This window comes from Tenacibaculum sp. nBUS_03 (assembly GCF_051201695.1).
Lineage (GTDB): Bacteria > Bacteroidota > Bacteroidia > Flavobacteriales > Flavobacteriaceae > Polaribacter.
Map to the genome: position 1 here is coordinate 3,487,924 of NZ_CP179214.1, position 20,593 is coordinate 3,508,516.

The window sequence follows — 20,593 nt, forward strand, 5'->3', positions numbered from 1 at the left end:
AAAATTGAGAAGGTTTTGCGGTCTGGACGGGACTCGAACCCGCGACCCCATGCGTGACAGGCATGTATTCTAACCAGCTGAACTACCAGACCGTTGCTTAAAGCGATTGCAAATATAGAATTACTTCTGAAATTTACAAGTATTTTATAAAGAACATCTCTTTTTAAGTAAGAGAAACTTTTCGCGGTCTGGACGGGACTCGAACCCGCGACCCCATGCGTGACAGGCATGTATTCTAACCAGCTGAACTACCAGACCGTTGCGTTAAGCGGATGCAAATATATAACTTTATTTTAATTAAAAAAGGAATAATCTATAAAATTTTTTGACGGCTAATGAGATATGACATAAGTATATCATTATAGCCTTCATGTATGTTTACAGGGATATAATCTATTTTGTATTGTAAGCATTTGTTTTTTAGTTTTTTAAAAAAAACATTGGTTAATTCAGTATACTTTTGTTGAACGTTTTCAGCGTATAAATTTATTTCTTCCCCAGTTTCAACATCAATAAATTTTTTAGGTGAATTTCCAAAATTGAATGAAAATTCTAACTCTTTATCGTAGGTGTGAAATAAAATAACTTCGTGTTTATTATGTTTTAAATGCCTAAGAGCATCAAAAAGTTCCTCATTATCTTTAGTTACTTGAAACATGTCAGTAAACAAAAAAATTAAAGATCTTCTATGAATTTTTTCTGCTATCTCATGTAAATATTCGTAAGTTTTGGTAGAAGCTTTTGATTTTGAGATGATTGTTTTTTCTAATTGATTTAAAATCATTTTTCTATGTCGTTCACTTCCTTTTTCAGGAGCATAGTATTCATATTTATCAGAATAGATGCTTAACCCTACTGCATCACGTTGTTTTTTTAAAATTTCCATTAAACATGCTGAAGCAACTGCTGAAAAACCTACCTTATTAAGGTTACCGATAGTTTGTTTATCAATAATTGGGTAGTGCATAGATGCTGAATTATCTATAATGATATGACATCTTAAATTTGTTTCTTCTTCATATTTTTTAGTGTATAGTTTTTCTGTTTTTGCAAAAAGTTTCCAATCTATATGCCGAGTGCTTTCTCCTTTATTGTATAATTTATGTTCAGAGAATTCTACAGAAAAACCATGAAAAGGACTTTTATGCATTCCTGTTATAAAGCCTTCTACTACTTGCCTAGCATGTAGCTCAAGGTTTTTTATTTCTGAAGAAAGAGAGTTGTTTAAATCAATCATAGCTATCGAAAATACTAAAAAGACTTGATATAAACCAAAAAAATCTTATTTGATAGAATTTGTTTTCTTGTATACAAAGAGAAGCTACAATCGGTTTTTTACTGAATTTTATTAGGGGTTTGCATTAGTTAAAGATACTGGTTATTGGGTGTTTTATTTTTTTTGTACAAATAGCATCTTGCGCCCTCAAAATAATTTAAATCGTAATAATGAAAAAAAAATACTTTTTCGTACCACTGTTTTTTAATTTATATATGTTGTGTGCGCAAAACGTAAAAGTTTTAGGTGTAAATTTTAATGAGAATTTATTAGCTAATTCAGAAGTGAAAATTAACAGAGTTAATGATATTCAAAATGTTGAAAATTTTTCTTTTCATGATACTACTTATGAAGAGAATAAAAAGTTAAATAAGTATACTTATATTAAGTTGTTTAGGTTTATAAATGGTTCTTGGGATTCTAATAATAAATTGAAATTCCTAGATTATTGTAAAGAGATAAAAAATAGTGCAAATGCTGAGTTTGTAATGTGCTCAGCTAATTTTAAGTGTTGTAGTAAAAATAACACTAGTCTGGGTTTATCAGAAAGCATACATTTAAAAGGAGGAGTAGAATTTCATAATAATAAACTAGAACATACTTTCCTATCTATGAGTTTTAGATTTTGGTAGTAGGTATACTTAAACAAGATGTTGTTTTTTTATTTTAAGTCAACGAAGGATGAAGTATTTTTAATGTCAGTTATTCTTGTATATAACATGTTTTTTATTGCACAGTGTTATTTAATTTAATCATAGGTGTATAGAATATTTAAATATTTGATAAAACAGTTAGTTTTTATTTGGAATTATTTTTTAGCGAATAACAGTACGTTTTATAGTCAGTTCAACTCCTGATTTTTATCAGGGTTTTTGCTTAGGTTTATTTAATGGTTATTGGGTATTTTTTTTTATTTGGATAAATCCCAACTTGCGCCCTTAAAATAATTTAAACCGCTTAACAATGAAAAAAAATTACTTTTTCTTTTTCTTATTACTTAATTTGGGTGTTTTGTGTGCGCAAAACGTAAATATTCCTGATAATAATTTTAAAACCTATTTATTATCCAATTCAGAAATTAATACAAATGGAGATTCTGAAATTCAGATTACTGAAGCAAATAATTTCTGTGGTGTTATTTATTGCCAAAATAAAAAAATTAAAGACCTTACTGGTATTGAGTTCTTTACTAATTTAAGTGAAATTTGGTGTTATAACAATGATTTAACTAGTTTAGACTTATCAAAAAACACTGCATTAACAGGTTTGTTCTGTTATGATAACAAACTTGAAAGTATTAATGTTACCAATAACATTTTACTAACTGATTTGTACTGTTATAACAATAGAATAACAAGTCTAAATGTTTCTAAAAATGAAAAACTAGTGTATTTATATTGTGATAACAACAATATAAAAGAGCTTGATATATCTGGAGCAAAGTCATTAGAAATGCTTTATTGTTATGACAACAAACTAACATCAATTAATGCTTCTAATAATGCAAAATTAAAATATCTTTATTGTTACAATAACAGTATTAAGAATCTTAATGTGTCTGGAGCAAAATCACTAGAGTTATTATATTGTTATAATAATAAAATTGGAAATTTAAATGTAACTAATAATTCACTATTAACAGATTTATATTGTTATAATAATGAATTAGTAGAATTGAATGTTAAAGGGGCAAAATCTTTAGAATTACTATACTGTTATAATAACAATATAAAAACTTTAGATGTTTCTAAGAATGCAGTCTTAACAGATTTGTATTGTTACGATAATAAATTGTCTAGATTGGATGTTGCTGGAGCAAAATCTTTAACTCTGTTGTATTGTTATAACAATAATTTAAGACAACTAAATGTTTCTGAGAACTCAGCTTTAACAGATTTATTTTGTTACAATAATGATTTATACAGTTTGAATATTAAGAATGGTTCAAATCACATGTTATCATCTTTTAGTACAACTGGTAATCCGAATCTTGCATGCATTATTGTAGATAGTGTTTATTATGCTGAGAGTGAAGGATGTTGGTGGAAAGATTGTAATGCTTTTTATAGTGTAAGATGTTATGGTTGTGATGATTCAACTTCTAGTTTAAGTTTTGATAATATCAAAGTTGGACCAAATCCTGTTAAAGAAGTTTTACAAGTTAAATCAAATACTAAGGATATCGAAAATGTTCAATTATTAAGTTTTTCTGGAGATAAAATTTTAGAAACTAAAAATGAAAGAATTGACCTTTCGTCTTTAAGAAAAGGAATGTATTTGGTAAGAATACAATTAAAAAATAACAAATCAGTTATAAAACGAGTAGTAAAAAATTAAGACTATTGTAAAAAATAGTTCTTTGAATAAATAAATAGTAAAATAAAACCTCCATCAATTGATGGAGGTTTTTTTGTGAAATCTGTTAATTCTGTTTGTTAATATGTTGCACTCTTTCCATTGTGTCAATTACCATTCGTAATTTTTTTAAAAGCACTGGATTGTATTTAGGGTTTTCATTTAAAAAAGCTTGAACTACTAAATGTGCTTCTTTTGAGGTATAATTTCCAACTGAGCTAGTTAACCATCTTTTCGGAAAAAATATATCACCAGTTAATTGAATTTCCTCTAAAAGGTGTAAACATGTTTTTAAATGTTTGATTGAATTTTTTTGCCTAAGCGGGTGATGAATGTTTCCTAAAGCTGTAGTAACCCATGATTCTTTTTCTCTATTTTTAGCGTCTTTTAAAGAACGCATAAAATCATCGCGAGTCTTTTCATTTGAAGAGAGTGAAGGAAGTAACCAAGCAAAACGTTCTTTTTTATCTTTATTAGTGATGTTTTCAAGTTGTTTTGCTAGAATTTTATCAGATTCTGGATGTTCATATATCGCTAGTTTCATAGCTAAATTTGTTAAATCACTTTCATTTAGTGTAAAGTTTTTAGCTAAAACTTTTTTACTCCATAATCCATATAAAATTTCAGTCCCAGTTTTTTGATAAGCAACATTAGTAAGCAAATTATAAAGAGTTTTATGTATGTTTTTTGAATTTGATTTTGATAATTCAGTAGTAATTATTTTGGTTAAACTAATACCTGTTTCTTTACGTTCATTTTTAGTTAAAAATTTCCAAAAAATAGTATTAATACTATTGGTAATATAGTTAAGTATTAGTTCGTTTTTTTCTGAACTTAACCCGGCTAAAAAGGAATTCAGGGCTTTTTTTACAGGAGTTTTTCCAGATAGCATATTTTCAAATAAATTAATATAAGTATGTCCCCTAGCAATATCATTTTTAATTAAAAAAACTGCATCATTGTTAAAAGGAAAAACACCATAACCAAAACCATTATAGTTATATATTATTTCTTGAGGTTTAGGAAGTCCGATAGCTTCATTTATTGAAATTGATTGCTCATTTAAATTGCAAGAAACTATTTTTACTTCATTTGGATATACTAAACCAATAGAGAAAGATTGCTCCCAAATATTGGTAGAACCGTCTTCGGCCTTTTGTTGAATGATAAATGAATCGATGTTTCCATTCTTATACGTAATTGTATCAGATATAACAGGACGACCTGATGAATTTACCCAAATAGTACTCCATTTAGTAATATTTTTAGTGGAGTTTTTATCAAAAATAGCAACAAGTTCATTCCAGTCTGCATTGTTATTTGCATAGGTAGTAATATATTCTTGTATCCCTTTTTGAAAGCTATCTTTACCTACTAATAGCTCTAATTGACGCATCATAATAGGAGCCTTGTTGTATATGATTCGTCCGTATAATGAACCTGCATTTTTTAAATTATCTAAATGCTGACGTATAGGGTTGGTCCTTTTGTTCTATCTTCAGAGTATGCGCTAGGGTAATGAGACATCATAAAATTTAGATCATGATTTACCTCAGGAAAAACTGGATTCATAATTTTGTCAGCCATAAAATTCGCAAATACTTCTTTCATCCAAACATCATCAAACCAACGCATGGTTACTAAGTTACCAAACCACATATGAGAAGTTTCATGTGCTATTAACTTTGCTCGACGTAGTTTGTGTGTTTGAGTAGCATTTTCATCTAAAAAAAGTAGGTTTTCTCTATACTGAATAGCTCCAGTATGTTCCATGCCACCATATTGAAAAGGAGGGATGGTAGCAAAATCCATTTTTTGAAAAGGAAAACTATAGTTGGTGTACTTTTCTAAAAAATTTAATGAGTTTTGATGAATAGAGAAAATAGCATTTAAACTTTTATTTTTTTTATTAGAATCGGTTTCCCTATATAAAAGACGCATAGGAAATGCCCCAGGGTTTTTAATCTCTTCATTAAACTTACCAGCAATAAATGAAAATAAATAGGTGCTCATTTTATCTGTTTGTCTAAAATGGTGCTCTACAAAATCACCTTTTAGGATTGTATTCTTCTCAAAAGCACCACACAGTACTTTCCAGTCTTTGGGGGCAGTAATTTTTAAATTGTAGTTGGCTTTAATATCTGGCTGATCAAAGCAAGGGAATAAAGTGCTAGCTCTATCTGGTACTAAAAGGGTATATAAATACTCTTCATTTCTATTTAAAGAAAGTTCTCCCGCATTAAATTCAATGACTATATTATTTATTCCAGTTTTTAAAAGGGATTTATTTATAAGTATATGCTCATCTTTATGTTGAATACTACTAGAAGTATTATTAACTATTATTGATTTTAAATGAGCTGTTTTTTCATTAAAATCTAAAATTAAATCGTTTTTTGTATTGATTATATTGAGTGATAAAGAAAGTTTAGCGGGTATTTTCTCTTCTTCATTAGAGGGTATATGAAAAGTTAAATCATAAATGACATCTTTTATTTGTTTGTTTCTAAGTTGTGCCAAGCTCAAAGAAATACCTTTTTCGATGTTTTTTGTAGTTAGTTGTTGTTCTTTTTTACAAGAAAAAAAGAATATCAATAAACTTAAAGTAATGATATATTTATTCATAATTTAAGAAAAGGAGTTAGTATGAAGTTGTTTGTTTAAAAGGTAAAAATAAAAAAGGTTTAGCAATTGCTAAACCTTTTTTATTGTGTAATTAATAAAATGAACGACTATAAGTTAGCGTCAATTTTATCTGTATATGTTTTTTTTGGAGCTGCACCTACTTGTTTGTCAACCACTTCCCCGTTTTTAAAAATTAATACAGTAGGGATGTTTCTTACCCCATATTTGGCAGCAAACTCTTGGTTAGCGTCAACGTCAACTTTACCAACAACTGCTTTTCCTGCGTATTCACCGCTTATTTCATCAACAATAGGAGAAACCATTCTACATGGCTCACACCAAGCTGCCCAAAAATCAACTAATACTGGTTTGTCTGATTTTAATACTACTTCTTCAAAAGAAGCATCTGTAATTTCTAATGCCATTCTATTATATTTTTAATTTAGAGGTTATTATTTTTAGTTAACTGCCACAAATGTAAACAAATATTTTACCATTTCAATTTTAAGAAAATTAGTTTTTATTATCATGGCATCAATAGTTTTTATTACTACTTTGTTTTTTAGTATATAAAATAATCTTTATTTTTGTTAGATAATAATTAGAGGAGAAATTTGTTCTGATTGCAACCTCATTAAAAAATGCTAAAGCAGTATACACTACTTCTTTTTGCAGCAATCTAAACAAACTTTTTTCAATCAAAATAAAAAAGAATAAAATTATGCCATATTTTTTTACCTCTGAAAGTGTTTCAGAAGGACATCCTGATAAAGTAGCTGACCAAATTTCTGATGCTTTAATAGATAATTTTTTAGCTTTTGATCCTGAATCTAAAGTGGCTTGTGAGACATTAGTTACAACAGGACAGGTGGTGTTAGCTGGAGAAGTAAAGTCGAACACGTATTTAGATGTTCAAAAAATAGCTAGAGATGTAATAAATAAAATAGGATACACTAAAGGTGAGTATATGTTTGATGGAAACTCATGTGGAGTTTTATCAGCAATTCATGAACAATCTGATGATATTAATAGAGGTGTTGATAGAGCTAGTAAAGAAGAGCAAGGGGCTGGAGATCAAGGTATGATGTTTGGATATGCTACTAAAGAAACTGAAAACTATATGCCTTTAGCCTTAGATTTATCTCACTTAATTTTAAAGGAATTAGCAGTTTTACGTAGAGAAAATGATGCTATAGCTTATTTACGTCCAGATGCAAAAAGTCAGGTAACTATTGAGTATTCTGATGATAATATACCACAACGCATTGAAGCGATTGTTGTTTCTACGCAGCATGATGATTTTGCTGATGATGAGGAAATGCTAGCAAAAATTAGAAAAGATATTGTTGAGATTTTAATTCCTAGAGTTAAAGCTCAATTAGCACCAAACATTCAAGCTTTATTTAATGATGATATTAAATATCATATAAACCCAACAGGGAAGTTTGTAATTGGAGGCCCGCATGGTGATACTGGACTAACAGGTCGTAAGATTATTGTAGATACTTATGGAGGAAAAGGAGCCCATGGAGGTGGAGCTTTTTCAGGAAAAGATCCTAGTAAAGTAGATAGGTCTGCAGCGTATGCTACACGACATATTGCTAAAAATTTAGTTGCTGCTGGTGTGGCCGATGAAGTTTTAGTTCAAGTTTCATATGCAATTGGAGTTGTAGAGCCAATGGGGGTTTTTGTAGATACATATGGTACTTCAAAGGTTGATTTAAATGATGGTGAAGTAGCTAAAAAAGTTTCAGAGATTTTTGATATGCGTCCACATGCCATTGAATCTAGATTAAAATTGCGTACACCCATGTATAGTGAAACTGCTGCTTATGGTCATATGGGGCGTTTAAATGAAGTGGTATCTAAAAGTTTTACTCAACCAAATGGAGAAAGTAAAACAATGGATGTAGAATTGTTTACATGGGAAAAATTAGATTATGTAGCTAAAGTTAAAGAGAGTTTTAACTTATAAGAATTTTTTAATTTAAATTATATAATGAGCCTCAGTATTTTCTGAGGCTTTTTTGTTGGTACTTTTAATGAAGTGTAATAAGAAAATTTCCTTTTTTAGAGAGATTTCTTCGTTGTATGTTTTTTACAATAAAATTTTGAACTTTTACGGAAAATCACATTAATTTCTGCGGTTATCACCTTTTTAATAAGCAGTGTTATAAATAAATTTGTTTGTATCTAACACTATTATTATGGAAGAGGTAGTTTTTAAAGCATTATTATTTAATACAAAGTTTACTAGAATCGAAAATTTTATTCAAGATGTAATTGATAACAATAACGATATTGAAATTACATATGAAGATGTTAAAGAGTCTATTTTGAAGTTAATTTTATATAGGTTTATAAAAGTAGATAATAGTTTATCACAAGAAAATTGTATTTTAAAAGGAGATAATTTTTACGAAGCAAAAAGATTAGGTGGTGTTAATTCTTGGTTGGAGAAAAAACGAGCAATAGCATAAAATGTGGGTAGCTGAGTAACTATTAAATAAAATATCTTAAACGAGTTTGTTAATCGTAAGTTAAAATTTTTAATTGAATAGATATGCTAATTTCATTCTTTGTTCCGGTTAAAAGTAATAATTATTAAATTTTTCGTTCAACTACATAATTAATCATTTGTAATAAAGAATCTTTATATATAGAATCTGGGTAGTTTTTAAGAATCGCTAATGCTTTATTTTTGTAGTCGTGCATTTTTTTAGTAGTGTATTCTAAACCGCCATTGTTTTTTACGAAAGTAATTACTTCTTTAACTCGTTTTTTATTCTTGTTATGCTTTTTAACAGAGTTAATTAACCAAGATTTTTCATTACTAGTACAATTGTTTAGTGAATAAATTAAAGGTAATGTCATTTTTTGTTCCTTAATATCAATACCTGTTGGTTTTCCTATTTTATCTTCAGTATAGTCAAATAAATCATCCTTAATTTGAAAAGCAATGCCAATATACTCACCAAATTTACGCATTTGTTGTACTGTTTCATTTTTAACACCAACAGAGGCAGCACCAATACCACAACAAGCAGCGATTAATGTAGCGGTTTTTTGACGTATGATTTCAAAATAAACTTCTTCAGTAATGTCTAGTTTACGAGCTTTTTCAATCTGTAATAATTCCCCCTCACTCATTTCACGTACAGCAATAGAAATAAGCTTTAAAATATCGAAATCTTCATTATCAATTGAGAGAAGTAGTCCTTTAGAAAGTAAAAAGTCACCAACCAAAACAGCAATTTTATTTTTCCATAAAGCATTAATAGAAAAGAAACCTCTTCGACGATTACTGTCATCAACTACGTCATCATGAACTAGAGTAGCGGTATGGATTAATTCTACTACTGAGGCGCCGCGATAGGTCCGTTCATCAAAACCACCGTCAGAAACCATTTTGGCAACTAAAAAAATAAACATTGGACGCATTTGTTTTCCTTTGCGACGAACGATATAATAAGTAATACGATTTAATAATGGAACTTTTGATAACATGGCGTCTTTGAACTTTGTTTCAAAGAGTTCCATTTCTTTTGCTATAGGAATTTTTATTTGCTCTACTGGCTTCATAATAGTAAACAAAAGTAAGAATAAATTAGGGATTCTCTGTGTTTGAAATATAAACAATATAACCGTGAAACTTTTCTTGCTATTTTGATTTCAGTGTAAATATTAATAGTATTTTCTGATGATTTTTTTAGGGGGCTATAGAGATGAGGTAATCATAAATAGGAAATAAAAAACCGAAATAATATTTGTTTAAAAATTAAAAAAGAATGATTAGTATAGTAATCATAAGTAGCGCTCTATAATAGAGCCTTGTAATAAATTTACAGCCTAATAAAATAGCAAAAATGATTCCTGTTTTTGCTTGTTAAATTTGAATTAGTAGTACGTTATTAAAAATAAGTTACGATTTGTTAGCCAATTGTCCACAAGCAGCATCAATATCCTTTCCTCTTGAACGTCTAACATTAACTACAATATCATTCATTTCTAGATTTGAAATATAATTGTTTAAAGCTCTTTCAGAAGCTTGTTGAAATTCACCGTCATCAATTGGATTGTATTCAATCAAGTTAACTTTACAGGGTACATGTTTACAAAATTTAACTAAGGCATCGATGTCTTCTTTTTTATCATTAATTCCATTCCAAACTACATATTCGTAGGTTATTTTTCTATTGGTTTTTTCATACCAATATTCTAAAGATTCTCTTAAATCTTTTAAAGGAAAAATATTATTGAAAGGCATAATTGAGGTTCTTACTTCATCGATAGCAGAGTGTAATGATACAGCTAAATTGAAACGGACTTCATCATCAGCCATTTTTTTTATGATCTTTGGAACTCCAGAAGTAGAAACTGTTATTCTTCTTGCAGCCATTCCTAGCCCTTCAGGTGAGGTGATTTTATCTATAGCTTTAATGACATTTTTATAATTCATTAAAGGTTCTCCCATACCCATAAATACAATGTTTGATAATTTATGGTTATGATATAATCTACTTTGTTTATCAATTGCGGCTACTTGGTCATAAATTTCATCAGGATTTAAGTTTCGCATACGTTTTAAACGAGCAGTAGCGCAAAATTTACAATCTAAGCTACATCCAACCTGGCTAGAAACGCAAGCAGTAGTTCTTTTTTCAGTAGGAATTAAGACAGACTCAACAACTAAACCATCATGTAGTTTTATAGCGTTTTTAATAGTGCCGTCTTTACTACGTTGCATGGTGTCAACCAAAATATGATTAATAACAAAGTTATCATCTAACATTTTACGTGTTTCTTTAGATAAATTAGTCATATCATCAAAAGAGTGGGCTACTTTATGCCATAACCATTCATACACTTGGTTACCACGAAAAGCTTTATCGTGATTTTTTACAAAAAAATCACGTAATTGTTCTTTAGTTAATGCGCGTATGTCTTTTTTCTTACTCAAACCTATTAGATTGAAAAATGATTATTATAATTAAGTTGCAAAGTTAGTGTAAATGGATGAATTGTGAAGCCATAAAAAAAGCTGCCCATTACGACAGCTTTTTATGAATAGTATGTGTTAATTTTTATTGCTTAATAAAACGTTTGATACCTGATTTGTTAGTATTTGTGTAAATTTTTGCTAAATAAATACCACTGTTAAGTTTACTAACATCAACTTGTCCATTAATAGCTGTTCCTATTTTTACTCCATGCACTGTATAAATATCAATTTTTTCAATGGTATGATCTATCTGAATTGTAATTAGGTTGTTCGCAGGATTAGGGTATAGCTGAATGTTTTGTAGACTAAATTTTTTAATAGAATTAGTAACACAGTTTTCATCATAAGAAGCAGTTTCATCTTTAAAAGTATTCCAATTAGTATTGCTAAAGTCGGTATTATCTACTTGAATACATGTTAATTCAGGGTTGTTTTTAAAGGTAGTGTCCATTAAAAAGTCACTATTATTACCGTTTTTCAAGTTTAAGCTATTCAGTTTATTATTGTCAGCTGTTATAAAGTTTACTACTTTATTTAGGCTAACATCTAAAGAAGTTAATTGATTATTGTCTACTTGAACGCTAGTTAATTTGTTGTTAGTAGATAGCTCTAAAGAAGTTAATTGATTGTTAGCTGCAAAAATACTAGTTAATTCAGTGTTTTTAGAAAGATCCAAAGTTTTTAGTTGATTACTGTCTAGATTTAATGTATTTAACCGTGTACTTTTGGTAAGATCAATACTAGTTAAATTATTACGATTTGCATATAGAAGTCCCAATTCTATAAAATCTTGAATCCCTGTTAAGTCACGAATGCTCTTGTCTTGAATGTATAGGTAAGTTACTTTATCAATATTAGCAGTAGGTACATAATCATCTAAGGCACCAGAATCATAACCTAAGTCAATTAAAGCTTGTTCAAAGTTGTCATCAGGCACGTACGTTAACCCTGAATCACAATTTTCACTAAAATAGGCAGTTTCATCTTTAAAAGTATTCCAATTAGCATTGCTAAAGTCGGTATTATCTACTTGAATACACGTTAATTCAGGATTGTTTTTAAAGGTAGTGTCCATTAAAAAGTCACTATTATTACCGTTTTGCAAGTTTAAGTTATTCAGTTTATTATTGCCAGCTGTTATAAAGTTTACTACTTTATTTAGGCTAACATCTAAAGAAGTTAATTGATTATTGTCTACTTGAACGCTAGTTAATTTGTTGTTAGTAGATAGCTCTAAAGAAGTTAATTGATTGTTAGCAGCAAAGATACTAGTCAATTCAGTGTTTTTAGAAACATCCAAAGTTTTTAGTTGATTACTGTCTAGATTTAATGTATTTAATCGTGTATTTTTGGTAAGATCAATACTAGTTAAATTATTACGATTTGCATATAGAAGTCCCAATTCTATAAAATCTTGAATACCTGTTAAATCACGAATGCTCTTGCCTTGAATGTATAGGTAAGTTACTTTATCAATGTTAGCAGTAGGTACATAATCATCTAAGGCACCAGAATCATAACCTAAATCAATTAAAGCTTGTTCAAAGTTGTCATCAGGCACGTACGTTAACCCTGAATCACAATTTTCACTAAAATAGGCAGTTTCATCTTTAAAAGTATCCCAATTAGCATTGCTAAAGTCTGAATTATCTACTTGAATACACGTTAATTCAGGATTGTTTTTAAAGGTAGTGTCCATTAAAAAGTCACTATTATTACCGTTTTGCAAGTTTAAGTTATTCAGTTTATTATTGCCAGCTGTTATAAAGTTTACTATTTTATTTAGGCTAACATCTAAAGAAGTTAATTGATTATTGTCTACTTGAATGCTAGTTAATTTGTTGTTAGTAGATAGCTCTAAAGAAGTTAATTGATTGTTAGCAGCAAAGATACTAGTCAATTCAGTGTTTTTAGAAACATCCAAAGTTTTTAGTTGATTACTGTCTAGATTTAATGTATTTAATCGTGTATTTTTGGTAAGATCAATACTAGTTAAATTATTACGATTTGCATATAGAAGTCCCAATTCTATAAAATCTTGAATACCTGTTAAATCACTAATGCTCTTGCCTTGAATGTATAGGTAAGTTACTTTGTCAATGTTAGCAGTAGGTACATAATTATCTAAGGCACCAGAATCATAACCTAAATCAATTAAAGCTTGTTCAAAGTTATCATCAGGAACATAGGTTGCATCATTAGAAGAACAAGTTTCACTATATTTAGCAGTATTATCTTTTAAATCGTCCCAATTGGTATCACTGTAGTCTTTATTATCTACTTCAATACAGGTTAGATCAGGGTTATTGGTAGCATTAAAAGTACTTAGTTTAGTGTTTTTTCCGTTCCTTAGGTTTAAAAAAGTAAGCTGGTTGTTTTTAACTTCAAGTGTTTTTAGTTTGCTGTTTTGAGAAACATCTAAACTAGTTAGCTTGTTATTATTGCAGATTAAATGTGTTAACTGTGTATTATTAGAAACATTTAAAGAAGTTATGTTGCTATTATTTAATGAAATTAATTTTAAATTAGGGTTGTTATTTGTGTTTAAGTCGTCAAGGTTGCTAACATACAGTTGACTCAAAGCTGAATTGTTAGAAATCTGAATAGTGACAAATTGATTATTGTATACATTTAGCCACGTTATTAACGGATTATTAGAAATATCTAAACTGGTTAGTTCGTTATTATGTAGTGTTAATTTTTCTAGATTAGTATTTTTGGAAAGGTTAATGTTTTTGAGTTTGTTGTATGGTGCACTCAGGTTTTTTAAAGCAGCGAAATCTTGAATACCGGTAAGGTCTTTAATGTTTTTACTGTTAATAGTTAAGTTGGTTAAGGATTTAATATTAGCAGTAGGTACATAATCATCTAACGTACCAGAATCATAACCTAAATCAATTAAAGCTTGTTCAAAGTTATCATCAGGAATGTAAGTATTTTGAGAGAGCACAATGCTGCAAGTAAATAGTAATAATAAAGTAAATTTTCTCATCATTTTCATTGTTTTTATATATTTGGTTTTCAGAGGTATTTACAAACAATAGAGCATGGCAATTTATAGGTAGTAAAAACTATATAAATGAACAAAACATACTCATTGTAAGGAGTACAAAGTTTAGATTGATAATAGAATTAATTAGAAATGAGCTTAAAGAAAGCTTTTTTTAAATTGTAAGTTTAGAGTGTGATTTTTTAAGCATAGTAATTTTATAAGGTTATTAATTTTTTTTTCTTTCAGACATTAAAAGTAATTTTTTTTTTGAAATATGAAAACTAATAGTAGTAAAAATCTATCAACAATAATTAAAATTTAGAAGAGTAGACTTGAATTTTAATGAAGAGGATTTAAGCTAAAATTAGATTAAAAAAAAGCTCCATTTTATAATGGAGCTTTAAAAGGTTATTTTGTTATGCTAATTATAAAATTAACATGGCATCACCGTAGGTGTAAAATTTATATTTTTCTTTTATCGCTTCTTGATATGCTTCCATCATAAAGTCATGACCTGCAAAAGCAGATACCATCATTAATAAAGTAGATTTTGGTGTGTGAAAGTTTGTTATCATACAATTAGCAATACTAAAGTCATAAGGAGGAAAAATAAATTTATTTGTCCATCCGTTGTACTCATTTAATCTATTACTAGAAGATACAGATGATTCTACTGTACGCATAACAGTAGTACCTACAGCACAAACTTTACGTTTTGTATTTATTGCATTATTAATAATACCAACACTTTCTTCAGGTATTATAATTTTTTCAGAATCCATTTTATGCTTAGATAAATCTTCAACTTCAACAGGGTTAAAAGTACCTAGGCCAACATGTAAAGTCATCTCTGCAAAATCAATGCCTTTAATTTCTAAACGTTTCATTAAGTGTTTAGAAAAGTGTAATCCAGCAGTTGGTGCAGCTACAGCTCCTTCATGTTTAGCAAAAATGGTTTGGTAACGTTGCTCATCTTCAGGTTCAACATCACGCTTTATATATTTTGGTAAAGGAGTTTCTCCTAATTCTAATAATTTTTTTCTGAATTCTTCATAAGAACCATCAAATAAGAAACGTAAAGTTCTTCCTCGAGATGTTGTATTGTCTATTACCTCAGCAACTAAACTATCGTCATTTCCAAAAAATAACTTATTTCCAATTCTAATTTTACGAGCAGGGTCAACTAATACGTCCCATAAGCGGTTTTCAGCATTTAGTTCACGTAATAAAAATACTTCGATACGAGCTCCTGTTTTTTCTTTATTACCGAACATACGGGCAGGAAACACTTTCGTGTTGTTTAACATCATTACATCACCTTCGTCAAAATAATTGATTAAATCTTTAAATAATTTATGCTCAATTTTTTGAGTGTCTCGGTGTAATACCATTAAACGAGCCTCATCTCTATGTTCTGAAGGGTATTCTGCTAATAATTCCTCTGGTAATTCAAATTCAAAATTTGATAACTTCATATGTAAAATTTTCTAAACGAGGGCAAATATACAATATCGAAATAGGCGTTGTCAAGTTAATAACGTATTATTTTATATCTCGCAAGTATCTATCCCTATTTTATTCATGTCATCCCAGAAATTTCTGTATGATTTAGTTACTACTTTTGCTTCTTTTATTATAACTGTTGTTTTTAAAGCCAAAGGAGCAAAAGCCATTGCCATTCGATGATCGTTATAGGTTGAAATTTGTATGTTTTTATTAATTTTTGACGACGGTTTTAAGTGTAAACTTTCATTAGTTACACTAATAGATGCTCCGAGTTTAGTAAGTTCTTCACGTAGTGCTTCTAACCTATCTGTTTCCTTGATTTTTAGGGTGTGTAATCCAGTTAAATCACAGGCTATACCCAAACCAAAACATGTAACAGCTATAGTTTGTGCAATATCAGGAGCGTTTTTTAAATCTTGAATAAGAGTATTATTTGAATGAGTTTCTTTTTTAGTTAAAACAATGCTATTTTGTTCAAAATGTGTAGTAACTCCAAAATGCTTGTATATAGAAGCTAAAGAACTATCTCCTTGCAAACTATTTTCTTTATAAGCAGTTAATTTTACTGTTGAATTTACCGCACTCATTGCTATTAATGAATAAAAATAAGATGCAGAACTCCAATCAGATTCTACTACAATTGTTTGATTATCTGTAGATTTTTTAGGTGAAACGGTTATGGTTTGGCCACTGAAATTAGCTTCAATTCCCATTTGATGTAGTAATGAAAGCGTCATATTTATATATGGAACAGAAGTTATTTTACCCAAAAGTTCAATACTAAGACCATTTTCTAAACTAGGGCCAATAAGCATCAATGCAGATATGTATTGACTACTTACATTACCATTAATAGTAACAGTACTTTTAATTAATTTTTTACCTACGATTTTTAAAGGAGGGTAGCCTTCTTTTTTTAAGTAAGTAATATCTGCACCTAAAGAACGTAATGCATCTACCAAAATTTCAATAGGTCGATTATGCATTCTGTCTGATCCTTGTAAAATTTTTATAATTCCTTGTTGGGATGCAAAAAAAGCAGTTAAAAATCTCATTGCAGTACCTGCATGTCCAATATCTGCTATTTCATTTTTGGAAGATAAGGCATCTTGTAGATGATGAGTATCATCAGAGTCAGATAAATTTTCAATGTGTAAATTAGGGTATAATTGTTGTAAAATTAATAACCTATTTGATTCACTTTTTGAACCTGAAATAGTGATTTCAGCTTCTAAAGCAGTAGTTGTTGTGTTTAGTTGTAAGTTCATGAGGTTTACACCATTTTTTTGTTAGTCATCCAAATTCCATATAAAAAGCTTAGTACTATTTTGAAGCCCCAAAATTGTTTCCATTTTCCTCCAGAAAAATTTGTTTGATTAACAAGATCAAAGTTTCCTGCAAAAATGTCACGCCAACTATTCATAAAAAGTGAAATAATTGTAACGACAATAAAAAAAGGGATGGCAACTTTAGCTACGTTTTTCCAAAATATTGGTTGTTGGATTTTTTGTGATAAACTCATTTATTTTAGTTTTTCGTTGTTGTGATGGCGATTATGGTCTCGCTTTGTTTTTATGTCTAACTTTTTATCAAAAGATTCTTGTAAGTTAACTCCTGTCTGATTTGCTAAACAGAGTACTACAAACATAACGTCTGCTAATTCTTCTCCTAAATCTTTTTCTTTGTCACTTTCTTTTTCACTTTGCTCACCATATCTACGCGCAATAATTCTGGCAACTTCACCAACTTCTTCTGTTAATTGTGCCATATTGGTTAATTCGTTAAAATAACGAACTCCATGTTTTTTAATCCAATCATCTACTTGTTTTTGTGCGTCTTGAATATTCATTAGGTAGTTTTTTTTATCTTCTTTTAAGAGTTCAAATATAAAGTTTCTTACTGCTAATTAATTCTCCAAGGTGGATTTTTTCTATTCTTTCCAGCTTTATATAAAATAAGTTTGTTTCCATCAGGGTCTTCCAAATGAGCTTCACGCCAAAGCCATGTTTGACTTTTAGGTAGTTTAGAAAATTCTATACCTTTTTTTTGTAATTCTTTTACAACAGCATCAAGATTTTCATCTTCAAAATAAATTATAGGATTATTTTCTGTTGAAACTGCATTAACTTTATGAATAGATAGTGTGCTATCTCCATTAGGTAATTCAAAACGTACGTATCTAGGGCTTGCATCTACAATGAGATGCAAGCCAAGTTTTGTGTAAAATATTACTGATTTTTCAACATTAGTTGAGGGCAGAGTTACTTGGTTTAAGTTCATGTTTTTCTTTTTTAACTGTGCGTATTAAAATTAAAATAGCAGACATTCCGATAATTGATAAACCAGTCATGATACTCCATGTACCATCAAAACCTAATTTGTCAATGAATTGTAAACCTGCATTATGACCAAATATGTGAGAAGCTGAAAAAGCAATACTATAATATGCCATATATTCTCCTTGGTTACCCTTTTTAGCTCTATCCATTACAAAGGCATTTGAAAAAGGAAATGCAATCATTTCTCCAATGGTCATAAGTAGCATTCCTATTACTAAAACACCTACCCAGCTTGTAAGATTCAAAACTAAAAAGCTTAACCCTGTTAAAAATAGTCCAAAAAAAATTAAAGATTCTTTAGAGTATTTACTTTTTTGTAACCATGCAATTAAAGGCATTTCTAGAGCAAATATGATAAAGCCATTGAACCCTAAAAGTAATCCAATTTCTAATTCAGATAAATGATGTCCGTCTTTATAATACAAAGGCATTGTTGAAAAATATTGTAAGAATATAAAACCGAACATAAACATTCCAATAAAAAATATCCAGAAAGCTTTGTCAGAAAAAACAGAGATAGGATGTTCTACTTTTACTTCATCAACTACTTTTGATTTTTTAGGATGCAATACATTTATTAATAGAACAGTGGCTAAAATACAAGTAACACCATCTACCCAAAATAAGCCACTATATCCTAAAGAAGTAATAATAATTCCTCCAACTGCTGGTTCGTGCAGAAAAACCAAGGTTTATAGCTAAACGAATTAAGGTAACTGAACGGATTTTATTTTCAGGCTTACTATAAGCACTTAACGCCACAAACATAGCTGGCCTAAAAGTATCAGCAACTAGCATTACTAAAAATATACCAATACAAAACCCTATAAAAGTATCAACAAACTGTAATGTTATAAATAGTAAGCCTGTTAAAAGTAAGCTAGCTCTCATTACTTTGTAATAACCTATTTTATCAGTTAATTTACCACCTAACCATGATCCAGCTACTGAGCCTAATCCAAAGCAGCTCATAATCCAAGCAACATCGTTCAAAGTAAATTCTAAACTTTTGGTTAGATATAATGATAAAAATGGGATAACCATAGTTCCAGCCCTATTGATAAGTGTAATTAAGGCCAGCCACCAAACTTCATTCGAGAGGCCTTTAAATGTTTTTAAATAATTGAAATACAATTTTTTCATAGTGTTATAAATTTAGTTGTTTGGAAGTAGTATAAAAGTAAAAAGTCCGACTGTGAAGTCGGACTTTTTATAATAATGATAATTTATTTTAATATAATCATAATACATTAATAGCCCGATACCTTCTGTGTCTCACAGATGATTTACATTGCTTATATGTATTAAAAATTGTCATTTTTCTACTAAATTGAAAGACAAAACTATTAAAAAAAAGAATAGCTTTTACAAAATAGGGGTATTAATTTCTTCTTTATATTTATTTTAAATAATGATGACTACTTTATTTAATAAATAATAAAAGCATATAAAACAAGTGTTTTTTTAATCAACGTAAGACATTATAGCTTTAAAGATGAATTTATTCAGTTCGTCGATAGTAATTTACCTTTCAACTTAAATTGTGTACCGAACTTTAATAGTTGTGCTATTTTTGAAGTGTAGATGAAACATAAGTAAATTGATTAATAAATCAGGAGTAGTTACAAAGAGACATACAGTAAGAATACAAATAAAAAAATTACATAGATATATTTATGATTCCTATTTACCTTTTAAGTGTAATATTTTTTTTATTACAAACGAAAATCGCTAGACCTACACACTTTAAACCAGTTTATATAAAATTGGTTTACTTGGAGAAGCGTCATTTTCAAAAGGTGCAACCATAAGATTTAAAAAGTATGTTCCGTCTTTTATAATACCTGGAACGTAAATGAATTCTGTTATGGTAGCATCAAAGCGAATGATTCCCTTCGTATTCCAAAATGCATTATGAGCTAATAACTTTCCTTCATCTTTTTCTTTATCAACTGAAGGAAGGTCTATTAGCAAATGCTTAACCCCCACTTTATGTAAATAAACAGCAGCCTCTTCTAACATATATGGTGGATTTGTATTAGAATATCTAGCCGATGTTTTTTTTTCTGAATTAGGTAAGGTTCTTATGACTATGGCTTCACATGTTTTGTTTTTTAAAGCTTTTTGAAGTTGCTGTAATGTAATTACTTGATCACCATTAGCTTTTTTCTCAGGTGTTATTGTTACTACTTCAGCAAGAAAGAAAAACTGTTGTAATTTTTTATTTATTGAATGTACTTCTTTGGTAATATGCCCTACACATTCAGTGTGGGTAATATGTGCATGAGGATTAAATGTAATGTTATTAAAATTTACAGCAGAACCAGCAGCAACGCTCCCTATCCAATCATCAGTAGAAACAGGAGAAATTTTAGGTTCCTCTAAATACCAAGCGTTAATGTTTTGTTTAGAAATATTTATAGGTATTGAAATATCTATAGGTTTTGATAAATCAATATTATATTCTTTCAAATTGTATTTAATTGTTGCAATCATGT

General features: G+C 29.1%; 15 protein-coding genes, 2 tRNA genes and 2 pseudogenes. 4 read left to right on the forward strand and 15 right to left on the reverse strand.

The genetic code is table 11. The annotated features are described in order from the left end of the window. Nucleotides 1–18: 18 nt before the first annotated feature. The 3 genes from ACMFBB_RS15830 to ACMFBB_RS15840 all read right to left on the reverse strand — a co-directional run bounded on the left by ACMFBB_RS15830 (nt 19) and on the right by ACMFBB_RS15840 (nt 1,237). A tRNA-Asp gene (locus ACMFBB_RS15830) sits at nt 19–92 on the reverse strand. 92 nt (nt 93–184) lie between these two features. Continuing rightward, nucleotides 185–258, reverse strand: a tRNA-Asp gene (locus tag ACMFBB_RS15835). Nucleotides 259–313: 55 nt separating this feature from the next. Next, nucleotides 314–1,237, reverse strand: coding sequence for a DUF58 domain-containing protein (locus ACMFBB_RS15840; RefSeq protein ID WP_435261712.1), 924 nt, complete (start codon nt 1,235–1,237; stop codon nt 314–316). Nucleotides 1,238–1,446: 209 nt separating this feature from the next. On the opposite strand from ACMFBB_RS15840, the gene ACMFBB_RS15845 reads away from it, so the two are divergent. Both ACMFBB_RS15845 and ACMFBB_RS15850 read left to right on the forward strand, forming a co-directional pair. After that, complete coding sequence (locus ACMFBB_RS15845; protein WP_435261713.1) at nt 1,447–1,908, forward strand: hypothetical protein; 462 nt, start codon at nt 1,447–1,449, stop codon at nt 1,906–1,908. 331 nt (nt 1,909–2,239) lie between these two features. Beyond that, entirely contained in the window at nt 2,240–3,613 is a 1,374-nt protein-coding gene (locus tag ACMFBB_RS15850) for a T9SS type A sorting domain-containing protein (RefSeq protein WP_435261714.1), read from the forward strand. Between the two features lie 85 nt (nt 3,614–3,698). Here ACMFBB_RS15850 and ACMFBB_RS15855 read toward each other — a convergent pair. Further along, nucleotides 3,699–6,256, reverse strand: a pseudogene (locus tag ACMFBB_RS15855) (M1 family metallopeptidase). Between the two features lie 107 nt (nt 6,257–6,363). Then, nucleotides 6,364–6,681 (reverse strand): thioredoxin, encoded by a 318-nt coding sequence (trxA, locus tag ACMFBB_RS15860; RefSeq protein WP_435261715.1) that lies wholly within the window; start codon nt 6,679–6,681, stop codon nt 6,364–6,366. 296 nt (nt 6,682–6,977) lie between these two features. Here trxA and metK point away from each other — a divergent pair, with 296 nt between their 5' ends. Together metK and ACMFBB_RS15870 are read left to right on the forward strand one after the other, a co-directional pair. Beyond that, nucleotides 6,978–8,231, forward strand: a complete 1,254-nt coding sequence (gene metK, locus ACMFBB_RS15865) for a methionine adenosyltransferase (RefSeq protein WP_435261716.1) — start codon at nt 6,978–6,980, stop codon at nt 8,229–8,231. A gap of 232 nt (nt 8,232–8,463) precedes the next feature. Next, nucleotides 8,464–8,736: a hypothetical protein gene (locus ACMFBB_RS15870; protein ID WP_435261717.1), complete on the forward strand. Its 273-nt coding sequence runs from the start codon at nt 8,464–8,466 to the stop codon at nt 8,734–8,736. Between the two features lie 124 nt (nt 8,737–8,860). Here ACMFBB_RS15870 and ACMFBB_RS15875 read toward each other — a convergent pair whose 3' ends face one another. The 10 genes and pseudogenes from ACMFBB_RS15875 to ACMFBB_RS15920 form a co-directional block, all read right to left on the reverse strand. Next, nucleotides 8,861–9,838, reverse strand: coding sequence for a polyprenyl synthetase family protein (locus ACMFBB_RS15875; protein ID WP_435261718.1), 978 nt, complete (start codon nt 9,836–9,838; stop codon nt 8,861–8,863). 340 nt (nt 9,839–10,178) lie between these two features. Then, on the reverse strand, nt 10,179–11,216 hold the full coding sequence (rlmN, locus tag ACMFBB_RS15880; protein WP_435261719.1) for a 23S rRNA (adenine(2503)-C(2))-methyltransferase RlmN: 1,038 nt from the start codon (nt 11,214–11,216) through the stop codon (nt 10,179–10,181). 124 nt (nt 11,217–11,340) lie between these two features. Further along, on the reverse strand, nt 11,341–14,253 hold the full coding sequence (locus ACMFBB_RS15885) for a T9SS type A sorting domain-containing protein (protein WP_435261720.1): 2,913 nt from the start codon (nt 14,251–14,253) through the stop codon (nt 11,341–11,343). A gap of 422 nt (nt 14,254–14,675) precedes the next feature. Continuing rightward, nucleotides 14,676–15,725 carry a tRNA preQ1(34) S-adenosylmethionine ribosyltransferase-isomerase QueA gene (gene queA / locus ACMFBB_RS15890; RefSeq protein WP_435261721.1) on the reverse strand — a complete coding sequence of 350 codons (1,050 nt, stop codon included), beginning with the start codon at nt 15,723–15,725 and terminating at the stop codon, nt 14,676–14,678. A gap of 72 nt (nt 15,726–15,797) precedes the next feature. Further along, the gene (locus ACMFBB_RS15895) at nt 15,798–17,024 is read right to left on the reverse strand and encodes a 3-phosphoshikimate 1-carboxyvinyltransferase (RefSeq protein ID WP_435261722.1); all 1,227 of its coding nucleotides are present in this window, start codon (nt 17,022–17,024) and stop codon (nt 15,798–15,800) included. Nucleotides 17,025–17,029: 5 nt separating this feature from the next. After that, on the reverse strand, nt 17,030–17,278 hold the full coding sequence (locus ACMFBB_RS15900; RefSeq protein WP_435261723.1) for a hypothetical protein: 249 nt from the start codon (nt 17,276–17,278) through the stop codon (nt 17,030–17,032). Continuing rightward, nucleotides 17,279–17,605, reverse strand: a complete 327-nt coding sequence (locus tag ACMFBB_RS15905) for a nucleotide pyrophosphohydrolase (protein WP_435261724.1) — start codon at nt 17,603–17,605, stop codon at nt 17,279–17,281. Nucleotides 17,606–17,658: 53 nt separating this feature from the next. Then, nucleotides 17,659–18,036 carry a VOC family protein gene (locus tag ACMFBB_RS15910; protein ID WP_435261725.1) on the reverse strand — a complete coding sequence of 126 codons (378 nt, stop codon included), beginning with the start codon at nt 18,034–18,036 and terminating at the stop codon, nt 17,659–17,661. After that, nucleotides 18,002–19,238: pseudogene (locus ACMFBB_RS15915) on the reverse strand (MFS transporter). Before ACMFBB_RS15915 ends, ACMFBB_RS15910 begins: the two are co-directional and overlap by 35 nt. Nucleotides 19,239–19,841: 603 nt before the next feature. Then, nucleotides 19,842–20,591, reverse strand: coding sequence for a cyclase family protein (locus tag ACMFBB_RS15920; RefSeq protein ID WP_435261726.1), 750 nt, complete (start codon nt 20,589–20,591; stop codon nt 19,842–19,844). Between the last annotated feature and the right edge of the window lie 2 nt (nt 20,592–20,593).